Origin of the sequence: Arthrobacter gandavensis (assembly GCF_015355785.1) — a bacterium.
Lineage (GTDB): Bacteria > Actinomycetota > Actinomycetes > Actinomycetales > Micrococcaceae > Arthrobacter_B > Arthrobacter_B gandavensis_A.
The window spans coordinates 1,302,109-1,324,311 of record NZ_JADKYW010000005.1; the positions used below are offsets into that span (position 1 = coordinate 1,302,109).

Below are 22,203 nucleotides of genomic sequence, written 5' to 3' on the forward strand. Positions count from 1 at the left end.
CCTCTGGCTTAGGCAGGCAGGCGCACGCCGGGACCTGCGGCTTCCGCCAGGCCATCGCGCAGCAGGCCCTGGAGTGCGCGTTCAAGCTGCTCCTGCGGGGCAGCCAGGGCGTGCAGCGCAGCCAGCGGAGCCAGCTCGGCTCCGGCCTCCGGAGCCACCAGGTCCACCGGGCCGGTAAGCAGCAGTTCGCGCAGCACCGGACCTTCCGCCTCGCGCAGCACAGCCATCATGGCTCCGCGGACCTGCCGGTCGGTGCCGTGCCACGCCTGTCCCTTGGGGACATAGTGCGGTTCGGGACGGCCTGCCCGAACCCACGAGCATTCGTCCAGGACCGGGCATTCTCCGCAGCGGGGGGAGCGGGCCGTGCACACCAGTGCACCCAGTTCCATGACCGAGGCATTCCATGCAACGGATTCTGCGTCGTCCCGGGGCAGCAGCGAAACGGCAAGTTTCTTCTCCGCAGCGGTCAGCGACTGGGAGGGCAGTGCGTTCCCGGTCACCAGCCGGGCGTGGACCCTGCGGATGTTGGTGTCCACCACGGTTTCGCGGCGTCCAAAGGCGAAGGAAGCCACCGCGGCAGCCGTATAGTCACCCACCCCCGGCAGTTCCAGGAGTGCGGCATGCGTATCCGGGACTCTTCCTCCGTGGTTGGCCGCGATCGCCACGGCCGCTGCATGCAGCCGCAGCGCCCTGCGGGGATAGCCCAGCCGGCCCCAGGCCCTCACTGCTTCACCGCTGGGCTCGGCAGCCAGGTCCGCAGGCTCCGGCCAGCGCTCCATCCACTCACACCAGACCGGCAGCACCCGAACCACGGGAGTCTGCTGCAGCATCACTTCGCTCACGAGAATGCCCCAGGGCGAGCAGCCGGGATGCCGCCACGGCAGGTCGCGGGCCTGCGCCGAGAACCAGGAGGTTATGCGCTCGTGCAGCTGCCGCGTGTGCTCCGGTTCCATGCAACTCCCTCGGTAATGACCAGCAATACTCTACTGACCGGCGTGGGGTGCACCGTAATCCCGGACGGGGTTCATAGCCTTAACGCATGGCGGCAAACGGACCCCGGCGCAACGCGGGGCAACAAACCAGCGGTGTCTCCGGTCGCGGGACGGGCAGCGACCGGAAACTAAGCCAAGCCGTCTACCGCCGCCGCAGGATGGTCCTGGCCCTGCTGGTGCTGGCGGTACTGGGAGCCGTGGTGTGGGCCGGCGTCGTGGTTGCCGCCACACTCTCCGGCGGCAAGGACGCGCCCGCCTCTGAACCTTTCCGGACAGCGCCCGAAAGTTCTCCCGGTCCGGCCGCTGATGCCGAGGGGAAAACCAGCAGCACACCTGAGGCCAGCGGCGAAGCCACGCCCCCGGAAGAGGGCATGTGCCCTCCGTCCGCTGTGAGGGTGGAGGCAACCACGGATGCTGCCGCCTACGCCGCAGGATCGAATCCGCTGCTGACCCTTTCAGTCACCAATACCGGCGCCGAACCGTGCAGGATCAACGTGGGCACCACGCAGATGGAATTCGTCGTCACGTCCGGGTCGGACCGGATTTTCTCCTCCGCGGACTGCCAGGACGGGGCTGAGGACCTGCTGAAGGAGTTCGAGCCGGGAGCAACCGAGAAGGCGAACTTCACCTGGGACCGGCTACGCTCGGCTCCCGGCTGCGCGGCCGTGGCCAGCAACCCCAACCCCGGCTGGTACGTCTATACGGCCAGGCTGGGCGAGGCGACCAGCGAAAAGGCCGTTTTCCAGCTCGATTAGCAAGGCAGCGGGCGGACTACATAAACCGATCGAGCAGGCTGGTCTCCGCGATGCGGGAGAGGCCTTCACGCACGGTGCGGGCGCGCTGTTCACCGATTCCGTCCACCTGCATCAGGTCTTCGATATTGGCTGCCATGAGGTTCTGCAGGCCGCCGAAGTGGTCCACGAGCCGGTTGGAGACAGCAGGCGGGACGCTCTTAATGTTGCTCAGCAGGCGGTAACCGCGCGGCTGGACTACTGCTTCAAGGGAATCCTGGCCGGGCTGGAAACCGACCACGGCGGCGATCTTGCCCAAGTCCACCATGTCGGACGGGCTCAGGCCCTGCAGGGTTGCGATTTGTTGGTCCACGTCGCCCTGGGTGCCGCCGATATCCGCGTAGTCACGGACGATCATTTCGCTGCCCGGGCCAAGGCCGGTGGTCAGTTCCTCCAGTTGGAGGGACAGGAGCCGGCCGTCGACGCCGAGCTCCAGGACGTACTGCGAGATTTCCTCCGAGATCCGCCGCACCATTTCCTGGCGCTGGAGTGTGACGGCGACGTCGCGGACGGTGACCATGGCTTCGATTTCCAGGGCGGAGAGCGAATTGGTGACCTGGTCCAGCCGGGTGCGGTACCGCTCCAGGGTGGCGAGAGCCTGGTTGGCGCGGGCCAGGACCGGCTCGGATCCTTCCAGGACATGACGGAGGCCGCCGACGTAAAGCTGAATGATCTGCATGGACTGGCTCACGGAGATCACCGGGAAACCGGTTTGGATGGCCACCCGCTCGGCGGTCCGGTGGCGGGTTCCGGATTCGTGCGTCTCGATGGTGTGGTCGGGGACCAGCTGAACGGCAGCGCGGAGTATGTTGGCGCCGTCCTTATCGCAGACGATCGCTCCGTCCATCTTCGCCAGTTCGCGCAGGCGGGTGGAGGAGAATTCAATGCCGATGTCGAACCCGCCGGAGCAGATTGAGTCGACCGTGCGGTCGAACCCCAGGACGATTAGTGCGCCCGTGCGGCCGCGGAGAATGCGCTCCAAGCCGTCGCGCAGCGCCGTTCCCGGCGCAACCCTTGCGAGTGTTGCCTTTAGCGCATCCTCGGGGGTGCGAGCCATGGTCACTTCCTTCCGGCCACTCCGGCCCACGGGGCGTTCTGGGCGTGGATATGCGCAGACACTTCCCCATAGTAGTGGGCAACCTGCACCCATCTGCCACTTCAGTTCCCGGAGTATTACGCCTCCGGGAACATAACCGGCCCGGGACGCGCCCTAGAACAGCAGTTCCAGCGCCTCGGAAAGGGTGGAGACCTCCCGCACCTTGAAGCCTGGCGGCACCTGGCCGGGACCGTTCGGGGAAGCCGGCACCACGGCGTGGCTGAAGCCCAGGCGTTCGGCTTCCTGGACCCTGCGGGCAATTCCGGGAATGGGACGCACTTCCCCGGCCAGGCCCACCTCGCCGAACGCAATCAGCCGCGCGGGCAGGGGCTTGTTCATCTTCGCGGAGGCGACCGCCAGTGCAACGGCGAGGTCAGTGGCCGGTTCGGTAAGCTTCACGCCGCCCACTGTCGCCACGTAGCTGTCATCCTTCGAGAGATTCATGGAGGCCCGCTGCTGCAGGACGGCCAGCAGCATTGCCACGCGGGACGAATCGAGTCCGCTGGTGGCGCGGCGGGCCTGCGCGTTGCCGGTCTCCGCCAGCAGGGCTTGGACCTCCGCCACCAGGGGACGCCGCCCTTCCAGCGTCACGGTGATGCAGGTGCCGGAAACCGGTTCCTTGGTGCGGGAAACAAACAGGCCGGACGGATCGGCCAAGCCTTCAATGCCGTCCTCCGTGAGGTCAAAGCAGCCAACCTCGTCCGTAGGGCCGTACCGGTTCTTCACCGCGCGGACCAGCCGCAGCCGCGAGTGCCTGTCCCCGTCGAACTGGCAGACAACGTCCACCAGGTGCTCCAGCAGCCGCGGACCGGCGATTGAACCGTCCTTGGTTACGTGCCCCACAAGCAGGGTGGTCATGTTCCGCGTCTTGGCGGCATTGATGAGCGACGCCGCGACCTCCCGTACCTGGCTGACGCCGCCGGCACTGCCGTCCACGGCCGCGCTGCTCAGTGTCTGCACCGAGTCAACGATCAGCAGGGCAGGCTTCACCTGCTCCACCTGGCCGAGGGCCTGCCCCAGGTCGGTCTCGGCGCTGAGGTAGAGGCTGGAGGAGACGGCACCGATGCGTTCCGCGCGCAGTTTCACCTGCGCCGTGGATTCTTCCCCCGTGACGTAGAGGACGTCCCGGCCCTGGCCGGCCACGCGCGCGGCGACGTCCAGCAGGAGGGTGGATTTGCCCACCCCCGGCTCGCCGGCCAGGAGGATCACCGCGCCGGGAACCAGCCCGCCGCCGAGGACGCGGTCCAGTTCGCCCACACCGGTGGGCTGATACGCGGCGGTTGTGGCATCGACGTCGGCAATCAGTTGTGCGGGGCGGGCCACCACTGATGCCGGCGTAGTGCGGGCCAGGACCTCACCGGCTTCTTCCACTGTGCCCCAGGCCTGGCACTCACCGCAGCGGCCAACCCACTTGACCGCGGTCCAGCCGCATTCAGTGCAGCGGTAGTTGGCGGTTTTCGCCCGGGAAGTCTTTGTTGCCATGCCAACAGGCTATCTGCCGGCACTGACAATGCTATTCAGTTCAGCAGCCGGCGGCTAGACCTCTGAAAGGTAGCTGACAGCTTCCTCGTGAGTGAGTCCGGTGGCCTCGAGCAGGTCCACCACCAGCGGCCGAAAAAGCATCACCAGGGCATCCCCGTAGAGGTCCGTCACGTCCAGGGACGCCGGGTGCAGCCGGGAAGCGACGGCGGCCAGCTCGTTCCGGGCCTGGCGCAGGTGGCGCTCGCGGGTTGGCTGTGATTCCCCGCCGCCGAGCGCGCGGGCCAGGATGTCCACTGCGTCGGCGGTGTCGTTGATGACCTCGGAGACCTTGTCCACCGCCGTATCCGAGAGCGAGGCGTGGTTGATGACCGAGGTGGTGCGGCGGGCAAACACGCGGCTGTTGCGCACCGCCAGGTCCAGGTAGCCCACGGAACCGCGCAGGTCTCCCAGCTCCGCCAAATGCCTTCTATAGGCCGGCGAGATGCGCGCAATCTCCCGTGCGTCCCGAATGCTGCGGGAGAGCATGTCCAGCTGCGGCTGGGTGTTGCGGGCCCTGACCAGCGCGTGCCACGCCAGGGTCGAATCGCTGCGGGCCAGCGAATCGGCGACCTGGCGCAGCACTGCGGAGAGCTCGCTGAGCAGTTCGCGGATGTTGGATTTAGGTTCGCGGCGCGGATCCCGCGGCGCAAGCATGGTGACAACCAGGGCGAAGACACCGCCCACGATCGCGTCCACGCTGCGGGTAAAGACTCCGCCGTCCGGGGCCGGCAGCAGCACCACCAGCAGGGACTGGAGGCCAAGCTGCGTCGTGAAAATGACGCCGCGGTCCAGGAAGCGGGCCAGCATCAGCGAGGCGAAGAGCACGACGGCGGCCTGCCACAGACCGTTGCCCAGTACATGGAGCAGCAGTTCACCGATGGTGATGCCCAGCGTGCAGCCGATTCCCACTTCGAGGACACGGCGGGTGCGCGGTTCCCGGGAGAAGCCAAGGGAGATGAGCGCCGCGGTGGCTGCGAAGAGCGGCCCCTGGTGTCCCAGCACGTATTCAGCGAATGCGTAGGCGCCCACGGCGCAGATGGTCATCTGCAGTGCGGGATACACGGACGCGCCGCTGCGCTTGAGGCCTATCCGGAACCGGTTGCGCAGGAACCTGCTCGAGGCGCTGAGACGGTCGCGGGCTGGCATGGGAACAGTCTAGGACGGCTGGCCTTCGGGAAGAGAAGCCACGAAGTCTGTGACGTGTCCCGGAACTATTCCAGTTCTGCTTGGCGGCAGTTCACTTTTTGTTCACCTTGGCGCGCAACTCTGTCTCTTGGAACGCGGAAAGACGTTCCAGCGAAAAGTTTTCCCGGCGTTGACGCGCCGGATATACCACCCTTGAAAGGGACCACGACTGTGAAGGTATTCCGCATTGGCCGCACCGCGGCCGTACTCTCGGTTGCAGCGCTTGCCCTGGCAGCCTGCGGCAGTGACAACGCCACGAACGCAGGAGCCGGTACCGAATCTTCGGACTCCGCGCTGACCGGAACGCTCTCCGGCGCAGGAGCAAGCTCGCAGGCCTCGGCCATGGACGCCTGGATCGCAGGGTTCAGCGAGGCCAACCCGAACGCGTCCATCCAGTACTCCCCGGACGGCTCCGGTGCCGGCCGCGAGGCGCTGCTTGCCGGCGGTGTTCAGTTCGCCGGATCGGACGCCTACCTGAAGGACGAGGAAGTCCAGACTTCCCTTGAAACCTGCGGTCCCGACGGTGCGCTGCACGTCCCCGCATACATCTCTCCGATTGCCATCGCCTTCAACCTTGAAGGCGTGGACGGGCTGAACCTCGACGCCGACACGGCCGCCGGTATCTTCCGCGGCGAGATCACCACCTGGAACGATCCGGCCATCGCTTCGCAGAACGAGGGCACCGAGCTGCCCGCCACCGCCATCACCGTGGTCCACCGTTCCGATGAATCCGGCACCACCGAAAACTTCACCGAATACCTGGCCGCCGCGGCGCCGGATGTATGGACCACCGAGGCCAGCGGCGAATGGCCGGCTGAGCTTGACGGCCAGGAGAACGCGCAGGGAACCCCCGGCGTCGTCTCCGCAGCCAGCTCGACCGACGGTGCCATCACCTACGCGGACGCCTCAGCCGTCGGATCTATGGGCACTGTGGCGGTGAAGGTGGGCGAGGAGTACGTTGCCTACAGCGCCGACGCCGCCGCCAAGGCCGTTGAGGCCTCCACCCCGGTCGAGGGCGAGGGGCGTCCCGAGCTGGACATGGCCATGGACCTGGCCCGCGATACCACTGAATCCGGCGCCTACCCTGTGGTGTTGGTCTCCTACCACCTCTACTGCACCACCTACGAGAGCCAGGAGACCGTTGACCTGATCAAGGCCTTCGGTTCCTACGTGGTCAGCGAAGAGGGCCAGGCCGCCGCAAGCGAAGCCGCAGGTAACGCGCCGATGTCCGCCGCGCTGCAGGAGCAGGCCGCCAAGGCGATTGATTCCATCAAGGCCGCTTCCTAACCGAAGGGAAGCCGGCAGATGCCCCCGCACGGCGCCACGAGCGCGGTGCGGGGGCATTTGCCGGGCCGGGGGCCAGCTTGAATCTGGCACCCGATCAGTGAAAACTGGCGAGTGCGGTGTCTTGTCCACATCAAGCAAGTTGCCAACGAAGTTCGAAGGGTTGTGCAGTGTCAAGCAAGTCAATACAGGGCACCGGCGGTGCCGGGCGCGCGGGGGACAAAGTCTTCTCCGGCATCACACTGCTGGCGGGCTGTCTGATCCTTACCGTCCTCTTTGCGGTAGCCGCTTTCCTGCTCTGGCAGGCACTTCCCACCTTCACCGCTTCTTCCGATGACATCTCCGGCGGATCAGGCTTCCTCGCCTACATCTTCCCGCTGGTCATCGGCACGGTAATTGCCGCTGCGATCGCGCTGCTGATCGCCACTCCGGTGGGCATCGCCGTCGCACTCTTCATCTCCCACTACGCGCCCCGGCGGCTTGCCCAGAGCCTTGGCTACGTCGTCGACCTGCTGGCCGCCATTCCCTCTGTCGTCTACGGCGCCTGGGGTATGACCGTGTTGGCGCCGGCCCTGGTGGGCCCGTACAACTGGCTTGCGGAGAACGCCGGCTGGTTCCCCCTCTTTGCGGGTCCGGCGAGCCAGACCGGCAAGACCATGCTGACCGCAGGAATCGTGCTCTCGGTTATGGTGCTGCCGATCATCACCTCGCTGAGCCGGGAAATCTTCCTGCAGACGCCAAAGCTGCATGAGGAAGCTGCCCTGGCCATGGGTGCCACGCGCTGGGAAATGATCCGGATGGCGGTCTTCCCGTTTGCCCGCCCCGGAATCATCAGCGCCGTCATGCTGGGCCTGGGCCGCGCCCTCGGCGAGACCATGGCCGTGGCCCTGGTGCTCTCTTCCGGCGGCCTGATCGCCAGCCTCATCCGCCCCGGCAACCAGACCATCGCCGCAGAGATTGCGCTGAACTTCCCCGAGGCCTACGGCCTGCGCCTCTCTGAGCTGATCGCCGCCGGGCTGGTGCTGTTCGTGATCACCCTGATCGTGAACGTCATTGCCCGCTGGATCATCAGCCGCCACAAAGAATTCTCGGGAGCCAACTGATGATTGACACCACGCTGACCCGCTCCGCGTCCCTGACCAAGAACCAGCTTCCCGGCTGGGCCCTCTGGGCCGCCTTCGCCGCGTCGATCGTCCTCGGGGCCGCGTTCTCGGCCCTGCTGGGCTTCAGCATCGCCACCTTCGCCATCTTCGCCGCGGTGCTCTTCGTAGCCGGAAGCACTATCGCCACCCGTGCTGTCGAAGGCAGCCGCCGTGCTGCCGACCGGTTCGCCACCAACCTGGTCTACGGCGCGTTCATCCTGGCGCTGGTTCCCCTCGTCTCGGTGATCTTCACCGTCCTGGTCCGCGGCATCCCGGGACTGAGCATGGACTTCCTGTTCACCTCCATGGGCGGCATGACCGGCACCGTGGACAACGAGACCGTGGCGAACGGCGGGCCGGTCCTCGGCGGCGCCTACCACGCCATCATGGGCACCCTGCTAATCACCCTCTGGGCCACGATCATCTCCGTGCCGATCGGCCTGCTGACCGCCGTCTACCTGGTGGAGTACAGCAAGGGCGGCCCGCTGGCCCGGGCCATCACGTTCTTCGTGGACGTCATGACCGGCATCCCCTCGATCGTTGCCGGCCTCTTTGCCGCCGCATTCTTTGGCCTGGTCTTCGGCCCGGGAACGCGCACCGGTTTCGTTGCCGCCGTCGCGCTCTCCGTCCTGATGATCCCCGTGGTGGTGCGTTCCACCGAGGAGATGCTCAAGATCGTTCCCAACGAACTGCGCGAAGCGTCCTACGCCCTTGGCGTGCGGAAGTGGCGGACCATCCTGAAGGTCGTGGTGCCCACGGCCATCTCCGGCATCGCCTCCGGCGTAACGCTGGCCATTGCCCGCGTGATCGGCGAAACCGCTCCGCTGCTGGTGACCGCCGGATTCGTGAACACCATCAACCTGAACGTCTTTGCCGGCTGGATGGCATCCCTGCCCACCTTCATCTACCGGCAGCTGATGAGCCCCACGTCGCCTACCAACACCGACCCGAGTACCCAGCGTGCCTGGGCCGCGGCGCTGCTGCTGATCCTCATGGTGATGCTGCTGAACCTCGGCGCCCGCCTGGTTGCCCGCATCTTCGCGCCCAAGACGGGCCGCTGACCCCAGACCCCTCACCGCCCCGGCGGCACGGGAGGACCCGGACGGGAACTCCCCAGGAACAGAACAGAAGGAACTAAATGTCCAAGCGAATCGACGTCAAGGACCTCAACGTCTACTACGGCGACTTCCTGGCGGTCGAAGACGTCAGCATCAAGATCGATGCGCGTTCCGTCACCGCGTTCATTGGCCCCTCCGGCTGCGGCAAGTCCACCTTCCTGCGCACCCTGAACCGCATGCACGAGGTCCTCCCCGGCGCCCGGGTGGAGGGTGAGGTGCTGCTGGACGGGGAAAACCTGTACGGCCCCGGCGTGGACCCCGTGACGGTCCGCAGCCACATTGGCATGGTCTTCCAGCGGCCCAACCCGTTCCCCACCATGTCCATTCGGGACAACGTGCTGGCCGGCGTGAAGCTGAACAACAAGCGGATCTCCCGCTCCGATGCGGATGACCTGGTTGAGAAGTCCCTGACCGGCGCCAACCTGTGGCGCGAGGTCAAGGACCGGCTGGACAAGCCCGGGTCCGGCCTTTCCGGCGGCCAGCAGCAGCGCCTGTGCATCGCCCGCGCCATTGCAGTGTCCCCCGAAGTGATCCTCATGGACGAGCCCTGCTCCGCCCTGGACCCGATTTCCACGCTGGCCATCGAGGACCTGATCGAGGAACTCAAGAGCGACTACACGGTTGTGATCGTCACGCACAACATGCAGCAGGCCGCCCGTGTTTCGGACAAGACGGCGTTCTTCAACATCGCCGGCACGGGCAAGCCCGGCAAGCTCATCGAGTACGACGACACTACGGTCATCTTCAACAACCCGACGGTGAAGGCCACCGAGGACTACGTTTCCGGCCGCTTCGGGTAATCCGGCCCCGTCCCACCCAACCTATCGAGATCACAGAAACTGCCCGTTACAGTCTTGTATCGGGCAGTTTCTGCAATCTCGATGCAGCCGGGCGGGGTTAGGGGCAGTGCGTGGCCGAAAGCTGCGGGCCGAAAGCTGCGGGCCTAGAGCAGCGGGCTGAGGGCGAGCAGGAAGATGCCGCCCAGCAGGGCTGCAGCCGGGGCCGTGACCAGCCAGGTGAAGAGGATTTCGCGCAGCGGAATGAACCGGACGGCGGCAAACCGGCGGTTCGCACCGGCGCCCACGACGGCGCTGGTCATGGTCTGCGTGCTGGAGAGCGGGATGTGGAGCCAGAGTCCGCCCAGGAAGAGCATTCCCGTGGCCACGGCCTGGGCGCTCATTCCGCGCAGCGGATCGATCCGCACCAGCCGGTAGCCCAGGGTATGGGTGATCCGCCAGCCGCCGAAGAGCGCACCCACTGCCAGCGCGACGCCGGCGAACACCTGCACGCCCCAGGGAATCCCGGCGCCGCTGGAATAGCCGGCCGCGGCCAGTCCGAGCACCAGGACCGCCATGGTCCGCTGTCCGTCCTGCATGCCGTGGCCCAGTGAGAACGCAGCTGAGAGTACTGACTGCGCGATTCGGTTGCCGGCATCCCCGCGCCGCAGCGAGCTGTACCGCATCAGCCACATCACCGGGAACACCAGCAGGTACGCCAGGACAAAAGCCAGAACGGGTGAGAGCAGCAGTGGCAGGGCAATCTGGTCCCAGAGCAGCTCGAAGGACTCGGAAACGCTCGGGCCGCCCACCAGGGGCGAGGCCGCGGAGGAGCCAACGATTCCGCCCACCAGCGCGTGCGTGGAGGACGAAGGCATGCGCCGCCACCACGTCCACAGGCCCCACGCGCAGGCAGCGGCCAGGGCTGCGATCAGGATGCCCAGGCCCGAGCTGCCTGCGGGCAGCTTCACGAACAGGTCCGCCAGCACCAAAGCCAGCGCAGTGCTCATGAGTGCGCCGAGGAGGTTGAAAACGCTGGCCAGCACGACGGCGACACCGGGCGTGAGTGCCCGGGTCCGGATGGCGGCGGCCACGGAGTTGGAGACGTCGTGGAAGCCGTTGATGAAAGCGTAGGCGCCCGCAAAAGCGAACACTGCCACCAGCAGTAAGGTGGTCAACTACGATTCCCGGACCAGGATGTTGCCCACATAGGTGCCCAGGCGGCGAAGCTCCTTCGAAGCTGCGGCCAGCTGGTCGGCCAGGTCACGGTGGCGGATGTAGGACAGGGCCTTGTGGTCGTGGATCAGTTCGGCGAGCCACATGCGGTGCGTGCGTTCCACCCGCTTGCTGAGCCGGAGCATTTCGATCCAGTAGTCTTCCAGGTCCTCCAGTGAGGCAAGGGTGCGCATGGCCGCCACCGAGAGCTCGGCCTGCCGGCCCAGGACCTCCAGCTGTTCGGCAGCCCGGCGGGAAACGTTGGTCAGCTTGTACAGCGAGACGATCTCCGCTGCGCTGTCCAGCCGCTCCATGAGGGCCAGCAGGATCAGGGAGAGGTCGTACAGGTCTTCCCGGGGGAGCGGGTTGATGAAGCTGGTGCGCATCTGCGTCATGAGCGCAAAGTGCAGATCGGTGGTCTCCGCCTCCAGGGCGTGCAGTTCCTCCGCGAGCCTGGGGAATTCTTCCGGCTCCGCTCCCAGTGCCTCGGAGAGGGTGGCCGTACCGCTGACGGCCTGTGCGGCCATTCGGGACAGCAGGTCAAGGCCGGCGTTTTCTTCGGGAAACAGCCGGAGCTTCACCGGACTGGCCTGTTGCGCTGGGGGGTCATCACACCGGTAAGAATATCCGATGCGGAAAAAAGTAACGGTGCCGGACCGGGAGCGCCTCTCGGCGGAAGGCCGCTCGAAGCGGCTCTAAGTTGAAGCCCGGGGGTTCCGCGGTCCGACACCACTTTCAGTCTTCTACTCGGGGTCCCTGATGTCAACCGGAGTGTCCACAGCCGGGGCACGGTGCGCCGGGCTCAGTCCAGCTCCCCGCGGCGCCATGCTTCGGCCGAATGCTCAAGATCTTCCGCGGTGAGCAGCAGCTGCCGGGCATTGCGGGTCAGCTCGGTGGCCCGCGTGCTGCTGGCAGCTTCCGTTGAGTCCGCGTGATGGGTTTCACCGAGGGCAACTACCCGGCAGAATGCGGCGAAACGCTCCAGGGCGACGTCGAAATCCCCTTCGAAGGCGCCCGAAAGAATCGTGTCCGCCATGGTGCGCACTTCCTCGGCACCCATGGGTTCGGCGACGCCGGAGACCACCCTGGAGACCTGCGCTGCCTCCATGCCGGCGGCATAGAGGCCAGCGACCTTCTCCGGGTTCTGCTGGACCGCGGCCCTCAGGGCGTAGAGGCGCCAAAGGGCACCTGGCAGGGACCTGGCCGGACTCGTGGCCCAGATCTCCGCGACCGCCTCGAGGCCCTGCTGGTCAGCCAGCTCTACGAGCCGGCGGGTGACCTCGGGGTCATCGCTTTCCCTGCCGTGGTGCACCAGCGCCTGCGCTGCCAGGTGGGCGGCTTCCGAGACCCTCGCAGGATCGGCGCCGCCGGGATGGTTGGCGAAGTCCATGGGGGCGTACAGCTTGGGCTTGTGGTGACGGGGAACCGATGCATTCGACTCAGTCATGGTTTGAGAATACTCCCGCCGGTGTTTGGAATCGAAGCCGCTCGCGGCAGATGGGAACCACTTGCCCGTCCGGGGTTGATTCTTGCCCCCGGCGGGGTTTCCACGATTACCAAGGGGTGCGATAAAGTGGAAAAGTCGATGTGGCAGCCGTGTGCCGCCGTATCGATGGGGGGCCTTTAGCTCAGTTGGTAGAGCATCGGACTTTTAATCCGTGGGTCGTGGGTTCGAGCCCCACAGGGCCCACCCGCCGCTGAAAAGCGAGAACACCCCGGTTCCGTCTGGAGCCGGGGTGTTCTGCTGTCCGGGGCTGCTGGCCCGCGGCAGGAGCCGTCAGTTTTCGCTGGCCCGCCGAAGCAGTTTGTGCGTGCCGTCGCACCAGGGTTTGATCCGGGATCCGGCGCACCGGCAGAGCGCCACCGTCTCCCGGTTCTTCGGCACCTCGTTGCCGCTGCTGTCCATGATCTCGAAGTCCCCCCGCACCAGCAGCGGGCCGCCCGGACACTCAGTCACAGCGAACGGTTCTCCGGCCCGAGCGCCGGCAGACGGCACGATGGTGACCTCTGATCCGGGCACGGACACTGCATCTCCGCCCGGTGCCGGTTGCCTGCTCATGCCATTCCTCCTGCGCCCGCTGCTGCTGCGTCCAGGGCCTGTGCGCCAACCCGGGACAGGACGTCCTCCCGGAGCGCGCTCCGGCCTTCCTTCCACGCCTCCAGCTGCTCCGCGCCCTGCAGGGCATCGAGCGTGAGGACGGTCGCAGCTCCAAAGAGGATGTCTTTCAACAGGTGGGGTTCAGCTTCAGCCAGCCCCCCGGCGAGGTCCCTGGCAGCGATCTGTTCGTGCACCGCATCCGCCTCAACATGCTCGTCAAAGTAGAAGGTGACCTCCGGACCATACCCGGCCCGCTTGAAGCCGCGGGTGTAGAACGAGTTTGGGATGGATGAAGTCATTTCAAAGGCGGCGAGGTGCCCGGCGATGCAGCCCCGCAGCCGCCGGTTCAATCCGAAAAGGGACATGGCGTTGGAGGAAGCGAGGACCAGGGCCGGAATGCGGTCCAGGTACCGCCCGTACGCGGTATCCAGCCCAAGACCTTCCATGGTGCGCGCGAACAGTGCGGAGTGCATCCGTTCCGGCCGCCCGCCGCCGTACTCATCAGCCTGGATTTCCACCAGGGCCGCCTTTGCGCGTCCCACGGGCAGGCGGGGAATCGCCCAGCTGTGCGGGTCAGCTTCGCGGAGCTGGTATACCGAACGCAGCACCAGGAATTCCCGCAGCTGGTCTTCTGTTGCATGCCGGGCAACGAACCGGGCCACGCTGGGACCGTCATCGCCGGCAGCCAGCTTGAACAGGGTCTGGGCTACCTCTTCCGCAGCGGGGGAGGGGGCCTCGGGTACTGGAACGGCCTGGCGGAGGGCGGCCTCGAAGGCGGCCTCCAGCTTCCTGCGCACCCGGATGAGTTCCGGCTGCCATTCCATGTCCGCATCTACGCCGTCCAGTCCGCTGTAGTGGAGCTCGTACAGCAGGAAGAGGGCCAGCTGCAGGTCATCGGCGCGCAGGATGTCCGTTGAGCCGGCGAGGGCCCGTTCAGCGGCGCCGTCGAGCTTCCCGTACTGCTCCGCAGTCGCCTGCGGGCCGTCCTGGAGCACGCTCAGGAGCGCGGAGGTGAGTTCACCGCGCGGGGCAGGTACCAACATGTCATTCCTTAGCTATGAGACGTCATGCAATGCTTGAGTCTTCCGAATACCTCGGCGGAGACACTGTTTATCAGCATACTTGGTAAGTTTTTGGTGGCGCAGCCGGTATCGACGGGTCGCAAGGAGAGGAGGCCGGCGCATGGATCCAGGGTTTCCGGCGGGACTGCCTGCCCTCCTGCTGGCCGCCGCTGCTATGGGACTCTGCGCCCCAGCCCTGGACACGGCGCTGCGCAGGCAGGACGGCGAGCGGCTTTTTTGGGTAGGCCTCACCGGTGGATTGACAGTTGTCGCGGCGATCGCCTGGGCAGGACTCGCTGCGCCAGGCGCCGGAGCGGTAGTCGGTCTGCTAGCCCTGTGCGGGTCCGCCGGTGTCTGGTACTGGGTTGACCGCCGGCACCGGGCCAGGAAGCGTGCGAGGGTGGAGAAAATTCGGCGCCGCCGCATTGATTCCCTCGCCCGGCGGCGTGAAGCCATCCTGCTGGAATGGGGTTCGTATGAACTCGACCCCTGGAAGGGCGCGGAGTTCCCGGGTCTGACAGACGTGCGCGAAAAGGAAACCAGCCAGCTCGCCCGGGCGGCGCGTGAGGCGATGGCGGCGCATGAAGCCGCCGGGTCCGTCGAGGCTGACGATGCGGCCGTGGATCGCTACGGCAGTGCGGTGGATGAGCTTGAAGCTGCCTGGGAGCGGGCCAGGGACGCCGCCAGGAGGCGGGCCGACTAATCGGCGTTTCGCCGCGGACAGTCCGCGGCTCAGCGGAGAATCACCATAGGCGCCGGCGTTAACCGGCGTTAATTGGAGCTGGCTCCCGCCTCTGCATATGGGGGGAACGCAGAGGGGGGAGCCAGTGCTAGAAGTATACTGATCCGGTCGCAGGGAATCCAATCGAGCAGCTATGGGGGTTAGATGGGGGTCTCCGCTAAGGCTTTCCAGAACTGGCGGAACCGTGTTGCTCCCACTGAATCCACCGCGGATCTATGCCGCAGGACGGGTATCAAGCGCTCAACCCTGGCCCAGCAGCTGGTGCGGGGAAACGTAGCCGTGGCAACCGTCGTCCGCGTGGCGCGGGCCTACGGCCAGGACCCGGTAGCAGAGCTCTCCCAATTCGACGGTTTCAGGGGCCTGGCCGAAGGCCGCCGTGCCCCGTCCCCTGCCGAGCTCATCAGCCAGGTCCCGTACCAGAGCATCCTGGAGTACCTCCTGGCCAGGGCCGGCGCGGACCGCGAGCATCCGGCCGTGCCAAAGGTAGCAGCGTATGCCGACTCGATAGCGGTGAGGCCATGGTTCGACGCCGTGGATCCCGGGGACCTGCGCCACCAGCTTTCCGCGGCCACGGGAATCGCTCCCCAGAACATCTCCGCCCAGCTGACCGCCGGACGCCTGGCCACGAAGCTCGCCGTCGAGGCTGCGCGCCAGGCGGGTGTGTCCCTGACCAGTGGGCTGGTGGTTACCGGGGTGCTGGAACCCCAGGAGGGCGGCTGGCCGCCCTCGGGCCGCGAAGAGGCCCTGGCGGCGCTCACCGACGCTGAACTTGTCTCGCTCGCCAGGGACAGGCTGGACGCGCTGGCCAAGGTGCTGCGCAAACGTGAACAAGACGATAAGTATGACCACGCACTCTTGGAGAATCTGGGATGACCGCAGGATTTGCCGTTCAGGTCTCGGCGTTCGCGCTGAGTTCCCTTTTTGCGCTGTTCCGGCTGCCGGACGCCATCCGCGGCCGCAACCGCAGCATCTTTTTCTGCATGCTGCTCATAGCCGTCTCGACCGGACTCAGCCTGCCGGTGTTCTACGAGTTCATCGATCCGCTCCTGGGCGGGTTCAACCTCGCGAACCTGCTGCTGCGCTACTCGCTGTACGGCGTCTTCCTGATTCTGGGCCTGCGCGGCGCGGCTGCCTACGGTGCCGAATGGGCGCGACGGCTCATCGTGGGGCCGGTGGGGCTCGCTGTCCTTGGGCTCACGGCTGTGCTGACAGCCGGATTCTTCGTGGCCAGCGACATCCCCGTGACTTCAACCGGACTGCTGGACTACGGCGACCAGGTGAGCGTGGAGGTTTACGGCATGCTTGGGCGGCTGTATCCCGCCTATGTCGCTGCCTGTGTCTGCGCGCCGGCGCTCGCCGCAGCAAGGAATTCCCGCTACCGGCTGCCGCACCGCGTGGGGTCCGGGTTCTTCGGCCTGGGGCTGGCGTTGGTAGTGGTCTTCACCGGTCTCACCCTGGTCGCGGACATCGGGGTGTTCATGCTGCTTCTCCCGTTTTCAGCGGTCATTCTGGTGACTCTCGGCCTTGCCGTCATGTGGGTATCGCATCGGCGGCAGATGCGGCATCCGGGGGGCTTCTCAGGCTTGGGAAACGTTACAAAAATGTGAGTTGGAAATCACCGGTTTTGTTCACAAATTCATGACCCTGTGCCAGACTAATGAATATGTAACGTCCGCTGCCTGTGGGGGGTCAGCGTGAAGTTGCTAACGAAGCCAGCGGCCCACGGCCGCTGGCTTCGCTTTGTATCGGCCCCCGTACCGACGGTGGCCGGCGACCGAGCTCCTAGGTCGCGTCGAGATCGGTTTCGAGGACCTTCACCAGCTCATCCAGTGCGGCGTCCGCGCCCTCGCCTTCGGCACGCAGCACCACCACGTCTCCGTGGGAGGCGCCGAGGCTCATGAGTGAGAGCATGCTCGAGGCGTCCATGGCTTCCTCCGCCGGCTCGCCCTGCATCGCTATGGTGACTTCCACGGGCTGGGCGGCAGCCGCTTCGGCAAAGAGCGAGGCGGGGCGGGCGTGCAGCCCTACCCTGCTGGCTATGGTCGCTTCGCGTTCTGGCATGGGGTTTTTCCTTCCGGGTTGGTGTTCTGCCGGCCTGCGCTACAGGCCAAGCTGTTCAAGGAGGGGGAGCTGGCTCCGAACCCGGGTCCGGGCTTCGGCAGCGGTCCTGGCTACCAGTGCGGTTCCGGCAAGTTCCTGGGCCTGGGCGAGGGTCACTGAGGAGAGGACCGCGCCAACGGTGGACAATGCCCGAGGCGTCATGGACAGGGTATTCACGCCCAGCCCGGTCAGCACGACGGCGAGGGCCGGGTCCGCGGCAGCCTCACCGCACACGCCAACGTTGCGCGGTACGCTGTCCGCTGCCCCGGCCAGCGCGGCGCCCTGGACGGTCATGGCGATCAGCTGCAGCACGGCCGGCTGCCACGGGTCATTCAGGGACGCGAGGGTGCCCAGCTGCCGGTCCGCGGCCATGGAGTACTGCGTGAGGTCGTTGGTGCCCAGCGAAGCGAACTTCACCTTGGAAAGCACCGCCTCGGCCTTGATGGCCGCGGCGGGCACCTCGATCATCACGCCAGGCGTCGCCAGGCCGGCTGCCGCGCACATCACGGCAAAATCAGACGCTTCGTCGGCCGTGGAGATCATCGGGGCCATGACCCAGACGTCGCAGTCATGCGAGCCTGCCGCGTCCGCGATCGCCTCCAGCTGGCGGGTCAGGACGCCGGGCGCGGAACGATCGGTGCGGAAGCCGCGCACACCCAGTGCGGGATTGGGTTCGCTCTTGTCAGTCAGGAACGGCAGCGGCTTGTCTGCTCCTGCGTCGAGCGTCCTTACCACCACTTTTCGCCCGGGGAAGGCGTCAAAGACCGCACCGTAGGCGGCAACCTGTTCGTCCACGCTGGGCTCGGAGTCCCTGCCAAGGAAGCAGAACTCGGTGCGCAGCAGTCCAACCCCTTCGGCCCCGGCCGCAGCGGCGGCCTCAGCGTCCTTTCCGGACCCGACGTTGGCCAGCAGCGGTACCCGGTGCCCGTCGGACGTGCTGCCTGCTCCGTTGAACGCCGGAAGTGAGGAACGGGCTGCGTATTTCTGTGCCGCTTCGCGCTCGGCAACTCCGGGGTTGACCACCACCGTTCCGGTTCCGCCGTCCAGGTAGATCTCCGCGCCGTCGATGATCGAATCCGCGCTCGCGGCTCCGACCACCGCGGGCAGGCCCAGGGAACGGGCCAGGATGGCGGTATGGGACTGCGGGCCGCCGCCGCTGGTGACCAGTCCAATGACGAGGGACGGATCAAGCGTGGCGGTGTCCGCGGGTGCCAGTTCCTCCGCCGTGAGGATGAACGGAACGTCCGACGCCGGGATGCCGGGGGCGGGCAGGCCGTCCAGCTGCGCAACGATGCGTGAGCGGACGTCCAGCACGTCCTGCGTGCGTTCTGCCATGTATCCGCCCAGGCCCTGCAGCATGGCTGCGACTTCCAGTCCGGCCTCCCATACCGCCCGTTCTGCCGACATGCCCTGATTGATGTGCTTGCCGGCAGCCTTGAGCAGCATTGGATCCGCGGCCATCATCGCCGTTGCGTCCAGGACTGCCTTCGCGTCTCCCGATGCAACGGAGGAGCGGTGCTTGAGGTCCTCCCGCACCGCATCCGCTGCGTCCTTCAGGCGGGCCTTCTCCTGGTCAACGGAACTGTCCGGCGCGTACTTGGAGTCGGCGTCGGGCTCCGGCACGGGCGGGGGCATCCGCAGTGAAGGCCCCAGAACCCGGCCGGGGCTGACTCCGATTCCCTTGATGGTGCGCATCACTGAACCTCTCTGTAAATAAAGACCGTACTCCTAGGCAACGACGGGCTCCTCGGTGGTCTTGGGGGCAGTCAGGCGTTTGAGTCCCACGAGGACCAGCGCGCTTGCGATGGTGCCGGCGATGATTGCCACGAGGAACATCAGGAAATTGCCGATGGCGAAGAAGACGAAGATTCCTCCGTGCGGTGCCTGGGAGGTTACCCCGGCGGCCATGCAGATGGCACCGGCAACGGCGCCGCCGATCATCGTGGACGGGATGACGCGCAGCGGATCAGACGCCGCGAACGGAATGGCGCCTTCGGAAATGAACGCCGCCCCCAGCACCCAGGCTGCCTTGCCGTTCTCCCGCAGGGCAAGGGAGAACTGGCTCTTGTCCAGGACGGTGGCCAGCGCCATGCCCAGCGGCGGCACCATGCCCGCTGCCATGACGGCGGCCATGATCTGCCACGGCGCCTGGTTGTCGAAGGCTCCTTCGCTCAGGCCGGCAACCGCGAACGCGTAGGCCACCTTGTTGATCGGTCCGCCCAGGTCCGCGCCCATCATCAGCCCCAGGATGACACCCAGGCCTACAGCCGCGACACCCGTGAGTCCGGAGAGCCAGTCGTTCAGGGCCAGGGTGAGGGCGGCGATCGGTCCGCCGAGGACCAGCAGCAGCAGGCCGGAAGCGAAAAGCGAGGCAAGCAGCGGGATGATCACCACGGGCATCAGGCCGCGGAGCCAGTTCGGCACCGACCACCGTCCAATCCACATGGCCGCGTAGCCGGCCAGCAGGCCGCCGGCGATGCCGCCGAGGAAGCCGGCATCCATGAACAGTGCGACGGATCCGGCGGTGAATCCGGGTGCGATGCCGGGCCGGTCAGCCAGCGCGTAGGCGATGTATCCAGCCAAAGCCGGCACGAGAAAGGCCAGGGAAAGGTTGCCGATCTTCCAGAGGACCGCCCCCAGGTAAGCCATCAGTCCTTCAGAGGGAAGCGAGAAGATGCTGGTCCCGTCCAGGATGACGTCACCGTTCAAGATGCCTTCATCATTCGCAAGGGAGAGCTCGTATCCGCCCAGCAGGAACCCGAGGGCGATCAGCAGGCCGCCGCCGGCAACAAACGGAATCATGTAGCTGACGCCGGTCAGCAGGGCCCGCTTGAGCTGCCCGCCGAAACTCTCACCGCCGGCGGAAGCGCGTTCGTCCCCGCCGCCGCCTCCTCCGGAGACCCTTCGCGCTTTGGGGTCCTTGGCTGCGGCCAGGGCCTCGTCGATCATGACTCCGGGCTCGTCGATGCCGCGTTTGACCGGACCGCTGACCAGCGGTTTTCCGGCGAAGCGTCCCTTGTCCCGGACATCGACGTCGACGGCGAAAATGACGGCGTCAGCGTTTCGAATCACCTCGGGATCAAGCGGGGAGGAACCCGCCGAACCCTGCGTCTCAACCTGCAGGTCGATCCCGCGCTCCGCCGCGGCGGCAGCGAGGGAATCTGCGGCCATATAAGTGTGGGCAATTCCGGTGGGGCAGGCGGTCACCGCCACCAGGCGCCCAGGCCGGGGGCCGGCCGCGGACGCCGGTGCGTCGCCCGACGTCGCCGTCCCGCCTCCGCCGTGCGCCTCACCGGCGCGGTGCTGGCCGGCAGTGCCTTCGGCATGTGCGCCCCGGGGTGCACCGCCGGCAGCCGCGGCGGCTCCTCCGGCTGCCGCGCCGGCGGCTGCATGCTCTGCTGCGGCGCTGGAGCCTGCCGGCGCAGCATCCGCGGCAGGGCTTCCGGCAGTGCCGGACCGGTCCGGTTCCGGGACGGGCCCCAGGCCCAGAGCGCCGTCTACCAGTTCGACAACCGCCTCCGGTGTGGCCGCGCTGCGCAGGGATGCCGTGAAGTTTTTCTTGATCAGGGACCGCGCCAGCTTTGCCAGCAGCTGCAGATGCTCCTGGTCCGCGCCTTCCGGCGCGGCAATGAAGAAGACGATGTCCGCCGGCCCGTCCTTGGCGCCCCAGTCCACCGGCGGTTTCAGCCGGGCCATCGCCAGGCTTGCCTGAGTGACTGCGGTGGAACGGCAGTGCGGGATAGCGATTCCGCCCGGAACACCCGTGGCCGTTTTCTGTTCCCTCGCCATGGCATCCGTGAAGAGCTCCTCGAGGTTGGATGCCCGGCCTGCGGCCGACACTTTCTCCGCAAGGTGCCGGATCACGGACTCCCGTGTGCCGCCAAGGTTCTGGTCCAAGGTGACCAAATCAGGGGTAATAAGTTCTGACATCAGTCCTGCTCCTTCGGCGTGCGTGCAGCCGGGCCACGCCGGGCGGCGGAGGCGGGCACTGGGTGGAGGTTCAGCGGGCTCACGGTTACGGCCCCGGGATCTGTTTGTTCGAGAGAGGGCACGGTGGTTCCCGGCAGCGAGGCCGCGGCTGCGCCGTGTGCCACGGCCTGACGCAGGCATTCCGGCGGGGTTCGTCCCTCGGTTTGCGCCAGAAGGTAGCCGGTAAGTGAGGAATCCCCCGCTCCAACCGTGGACTTTGGGGCGACGGGGGGCCGGGTTGCCAGCCACGCGCCGTCGGCGGTTACCAGGAGTGCGCCCCGGGCGCCCAGAGTGGCCAGCACCGCGCCCACACCCCGTTCGATCAGTGTCATGGCGGCCCCGGCGGCCAGCGACGGATCCGCTTCCAGCTCTTCCCCGGTGGCCACGCCGGTTACCTCGGAGAGTTCTTCCCCGTTGGGTTTGAGCAGTTCAGGTGCTGCATCATGCAGCAGCGCTCCCAGCAGGGGAGGGCCGGAGGAATCAATTGCCAGCAGCGGGGCTGCGGCTTCGAACCGCGCCCGCAGGGCATGGGCCACAACTGCGTAGTAGTCCGCGGGAACTCCCGGCGGCAGTGAGCCGGCCAGGACCAGCCAGCTTGCCGGTTCGGTTCCCTCGGGGCCTCCGCATGCATCGACGGCCAGGGCCAGGAGGCTCTCCTGGGCCGCAGCGCCCAGTTCCGGCCCGGGGAGGTTGATCTTCGTGGTGGTGCCGTCCGGTTCGGTCAGGGTGAGGTTGGCGCGCAGCGGGGCGCCGATCGGCAGGTTCCGGTGCGCTATGCCCGTGGTTCGCAGTGCCTGAATCACCGGATCAGCGTTGTCTCCCGGAAGCACCGCCACAGCGGGAAAACCGGAGGCTGCAAGTGCCCGGCAGACGTTCACGCCTTTGCCCCCGGGCTCCTCATGGGCCCCTGAGGCCCGCTGGACGGCACCGCGGAGAAGGACCCCTGACAGCTCTACTGTCCGGTCAAGGCTCGGATTGGCGGTGAGCGTCACGATGGCGCCCCGGTTCTTTCCTGCGAACATGTGCCCCCGCATTCAGTGGCCGCGACGCACGACTATGCGCTGTCTGCAACGGTAGGTTCCCGGTGGGGGGCAATGCAATGGGAGAGCGGAC

21 protein-coding genes and 1 tRNA gene are annotated in these 22,203 nt (G+C 66.7%); 9 read left to right on the forward strand and 13 right to left on the reverse strand.

Annotated elements, in window-relative coordinates; translation table 11 throughout:
• Positions 1 to 8 precede the first annotated feature (8 nt).
• Positions 9 to 953 carry an A/G-specific adenine glycosylase gene (locus ITX31_RS11230; protein ID WP_194783424.1) on the reverse strand — a complete coding sequence of 315 codons (945 nt, stop codon included), beginning with the start codon at positions 951 to 953 and terminating at the stop codon, positions 9 to 11.
• Positions 954 to 1,039: 86 nt separating this feature from the next.
• Here ITX31_RS11230 and ITX31_RS11235 point away from each other — a divergent pair, with 86 nt between their 5' ends.
• A complete protein-coding gene (locus ITX31_RS11235; RefSeq protein WP_194783425.1) occupies positions 1,040 to 1,747 on the forward strand; it encodes a hypothetical protein in 708 nt (235 codons plus the stop codon).
• A 16-nt stretch (positions 1,748 to 1,763) separates the two neighbouring features.
• On the opposite strand, the gene disA is transcribed toward ITX31_RS11235, so the two are convergent.
• The 3 genes from disA to ITX31_RS11250 form a co-directional block, all read right to left on the reverse strand.
• Complete coding sequence (gene disA / locus ITX31_RS11240; protein ID WP_194783426.1) at positions 1,764 to 2,840, reverse strand: DNA integrity scanning diadenylate cyclase DisA; 1,077 nt, start codon at positions 2,838 to 2,840, stop codon at positions 1,764 to 1,766.
• A gap of 153 nt (positions 2,841 to 2,993) precedes the next feature.
• Positions 2,994 to 4,361 (reverse strand): DNA repair protein RadA, encoded by a 1,368-nt coding sequence (gene radA, locus ITX31_RS11245; protein ID WP_194783427.1) that lies wholly within the window; start codon positions 4,359 to 4,361, stop codon positions 2,994 to 2,996.
• 54 nt (positions 4,362 to 4,415) lie between these two features.
• On the reverse strand, positions 4,416 to 5,546 hold the full coding sequence (locus ITX31_RS11250) for an FUSC family protein (RefSeq protein ID WP_194783428.1): 1,131 nt from the start codon (positions 5,544 to 5,546) through the stop codon (positions 4,416 to 4,418).
• A 210-nt stretch (positions 5,547 to 5,756) separates the two neighbouring features.
• On the opposite strand from ITX31_RS11250, the gene pstS reads away from it, so the two are divergent.
• From pstS to pstB, 4 genes are all read left to right on the forward strand, one after another.
• Positions 5,757 to 6,872, forward strand: a complete 1,116-nt coding sequence (gene pstS, locus ITX31_RS11255) for a phosphate ABC transporter substrate-binding protein PstS (protein ID WP_194783429.1) — start codon at positions 5,757 to 5,759, stop codon at positions 6,870 to 6,872.
• Positions 6,873 to 7,039: 167 nt separating this feature from the next.
• A complete protein-coding gene (gene pstC / locus ITX31_RS11260; protein ID WP_194783430.1) occupies positions 7,040 to 7,972 on the forward strand; it encodes a phosphate ABC transporter permease subunit PstC in 933 nt (310 codons plus the stop codon).
• Positions 7,972 to 9,072, forward strand: coding sequence for a phosphate ABC transporter permease PstA (pstA, locus tag ITX31_RS11265; RefSeq protein ID WP_194783431.1), 1,101 nt, complete (start codon positions 7,972 to 7,974; stop codon positions 9,070 to 9,072). The genes pstC and pstA overlap by 1 nt, the downstream gene beginning before the upstream one ends.
• 77 nt (positions 9,073 to 9,149) lie before the next feature.
• On the forward strand, positions 9,150 to 9,929 hold the full coding sequence (gene pstB, locus ITX31_RS11270) for a phosphate ABC transporter ATP-binding protein PstB (protein ID WP_091600773.1): 780 nt from the start codon (positions 9,150 to 9,152) through the stop codon (positions 9,927 to 9,929).
• Positions 9,930 to 10,072: 143 nt separating this feature from the next.
• Here the strand turns inward: pstB and ITX31_RS11275 are convergent, their stop codons facing one another.
• The 3 genes from ITX31_RS11275 to ITX31_RS11285 all read right to left on the reverse strand — a co-directional run bounded on the left by ITX31_RS11275 (position 10,073) and on the right by ITX31_RS11285 (position 12,567).
• Positions 10,073 to 11,083 (reverse strand): inorganic phosphate transporter, encoded by a 1,011-nt coding sequence (locus ITX31_RS11275; protein ID WP_194783432.1) that lies wholly within the window; start codon positions 11,081 to 11,083, stop codon positions 10,073 to 10,075.
• Positions 11,084 to 11,701: a DUF47 domain-containing protein gene (locus tag ITX31_RS11280; RefSeq protein WP_194783433.1), complete on the reverse strand. Its 618-nt coding sequence runs from the start codon at positions 11,699 to 11,701 to the stop codon at positions 11,084 to 11,086.
• A gap of 221 nt (positions 11,702 to 11,922) precedes the next feature.
• Positions 11,923 to 12,567 (reverse strand): hypothetical protein, encoded by a 645-nt coding sequence (locus ITX31_RS11285; protein ID WP_194783434.1) that lies wholly within the window; start codon positions 12,565 to 12,567, stop codon positions 11,923 to 11,925.
• A gap of 170 nt (positions 12,568 to 12,737) precedes the next feature.
• Between ITX31_RS11285 and ITX31_RS11290 the strand changes: the two genes are divergently transcribed.
• Positions 12,738 to 12,810: transfer RNA gene (locus tag ITX31_RS11290), tRNA-Lys, on the forward strand.
• Between the two features lie 87 nt (positions 12,811 to 12,897).
• On the opposite strand, the gene ITX31_RS16090 is transcribed toward ITX31_RS11290, so the two are convergent.
• Together ITX31_RS16090 and ITX31_RS11300 are read right to left on the reverse strand one after the other, a co-directional pair.
• Positions 12,898 to 13,179, reverse strand: coding sequence for a CDGSH iron-sulfur domain-containing protein (locus ITX31_RS16090; RefSeq protein ID WP_194783435.1), 282 nt, complete (start codon positions 13,177 to 13,179; stop codon positions 12,898 to 12,900).
• On the reverse strand, positions 13,176 to 14,261 hold the full coding sequence (locus ITX31_RS11300) for an iron-containing redox enzyme family protein (protein WP_194783436.1): 1,086 nt from the start codon (positions 14,259 to 14,261) through the stop codon (positions 13,176 to 13,178). The genes ITX31_RS16090 and ITX31_RS11300 overlap by 4 nt, the downstream gene beginning before the upstream one ends.
• A gap of 139 nt (positions 14,262 to 14,400) precedes the next feature.
• Between ITX31_RS11300 and ITX31_RS11305 the strand changes: the two genes are divergently transcribed.
• The 3 genes from ITX31_RS11305 (at position 14,401) to ITX31_RS11315 (ending at position 16,628) form a co-directional block, all read left to right on the forward strand.
• A complete protein-coding gene (locus tag ITX31_RS11305) occupies positions 14,401 to 14,982 on the forward strand; it encodes a hypothetical protein (RefSeq protein ID WP_194783437.1) in 582 nt (193 codons plus the stop codon).
• Positions 14,983 to 15,165: 183 nt separating this feature from the next.
• Positions 15,166 to 15,894, forward strand: coding sequence for a hypothetical protein (locus ITX31_RS11310; RefSeq protein WP_194783438.1), 729 nt, complete (start codon positions 15,166 to 15,168; stop codon positions 15,892 to 15,894).
• Positions 15,891 to 16,628 (forward strand): hypothetical protein, encoded by a 738-nt coding sequence (locus tag ITX31_RS11315; protein ID WP_194783439.1) that lies wholly within the window; start codon positions 15,891 to 15,893, stop codon positions 16,626 to 16,628. The genes ITX31_RS11310 and ITX31_RS11315 overlap by 4 nt, the downstream gene beginning before the upstream one ends.
• Positions 16,629 to 16,803: 175 nt before the next feature.
• Here ITX31_RS11315 and ITX31_RS11320 read toward each other — a convergent pair whose 3' ends face one another.
• Genes ITX31_RS11320 through ITX31_RS11335 form a run of 4 tightly spaced genes read right to left on the reverse strand, consistent with a single transcriptional unit; the run spans position 16,804 to position 22,112 of the window.
• Complete coding sequence (locus tag ITX31_RS11320) at positions 16,804 to 17,082, reverse strand: HPr family phosphocarrier protein (protein ID WP_194783440.1); 279 nt, start codon at positions 17,080 to 17,082, stop codon at positions 16,804 to 16,806.
• A gap of 39 nt (positions 17,083 to 17,121) precedes the next feature.
• Positions 17,122 to 18,816, reverse strand: a complete 1,695-nt coding sequence (gene ptsP / locus ITX31_RS11325) for a phosphoenolpyruvate--protein phosphotransferase (protein WP_194783441.1) — start codon at positions 18,814 to 18,816, stop codon at positions 17,122 to 17,124.
• 33 nt (positions 18,817 to 18,849) lie between these two features.
• Positions 18,850 to 21,051: a PTS fructose transporter subunit IIABC gene (locus ITX31_RS11330; RefSeq protein ID WP_194783442.1), complete on the reverse strand. Its 2,202-nt coding sequence runs from the start codon at positions 21,049 to 21,051 to the stop codon at positions 18,850 to 18,852.
• Positions 21,051 to 22,112, reverse strand: coding sequence for a 1-phosphofructokinase family hexose kinase (locus ITX31_RS11335; protein WP_194783443.1), 1,062 nt, complete (start codon positions 22,110 to 22,112; stop codon positions 21,051 to 21,053). Before ITX31_RS11335 ends, ITX31_RS11330 begins: the two co-directional genes overlap by 1 nt.
• Between the last annotated feature and the right edge of the window lie 91 nt (positions 22,113 to 22,203).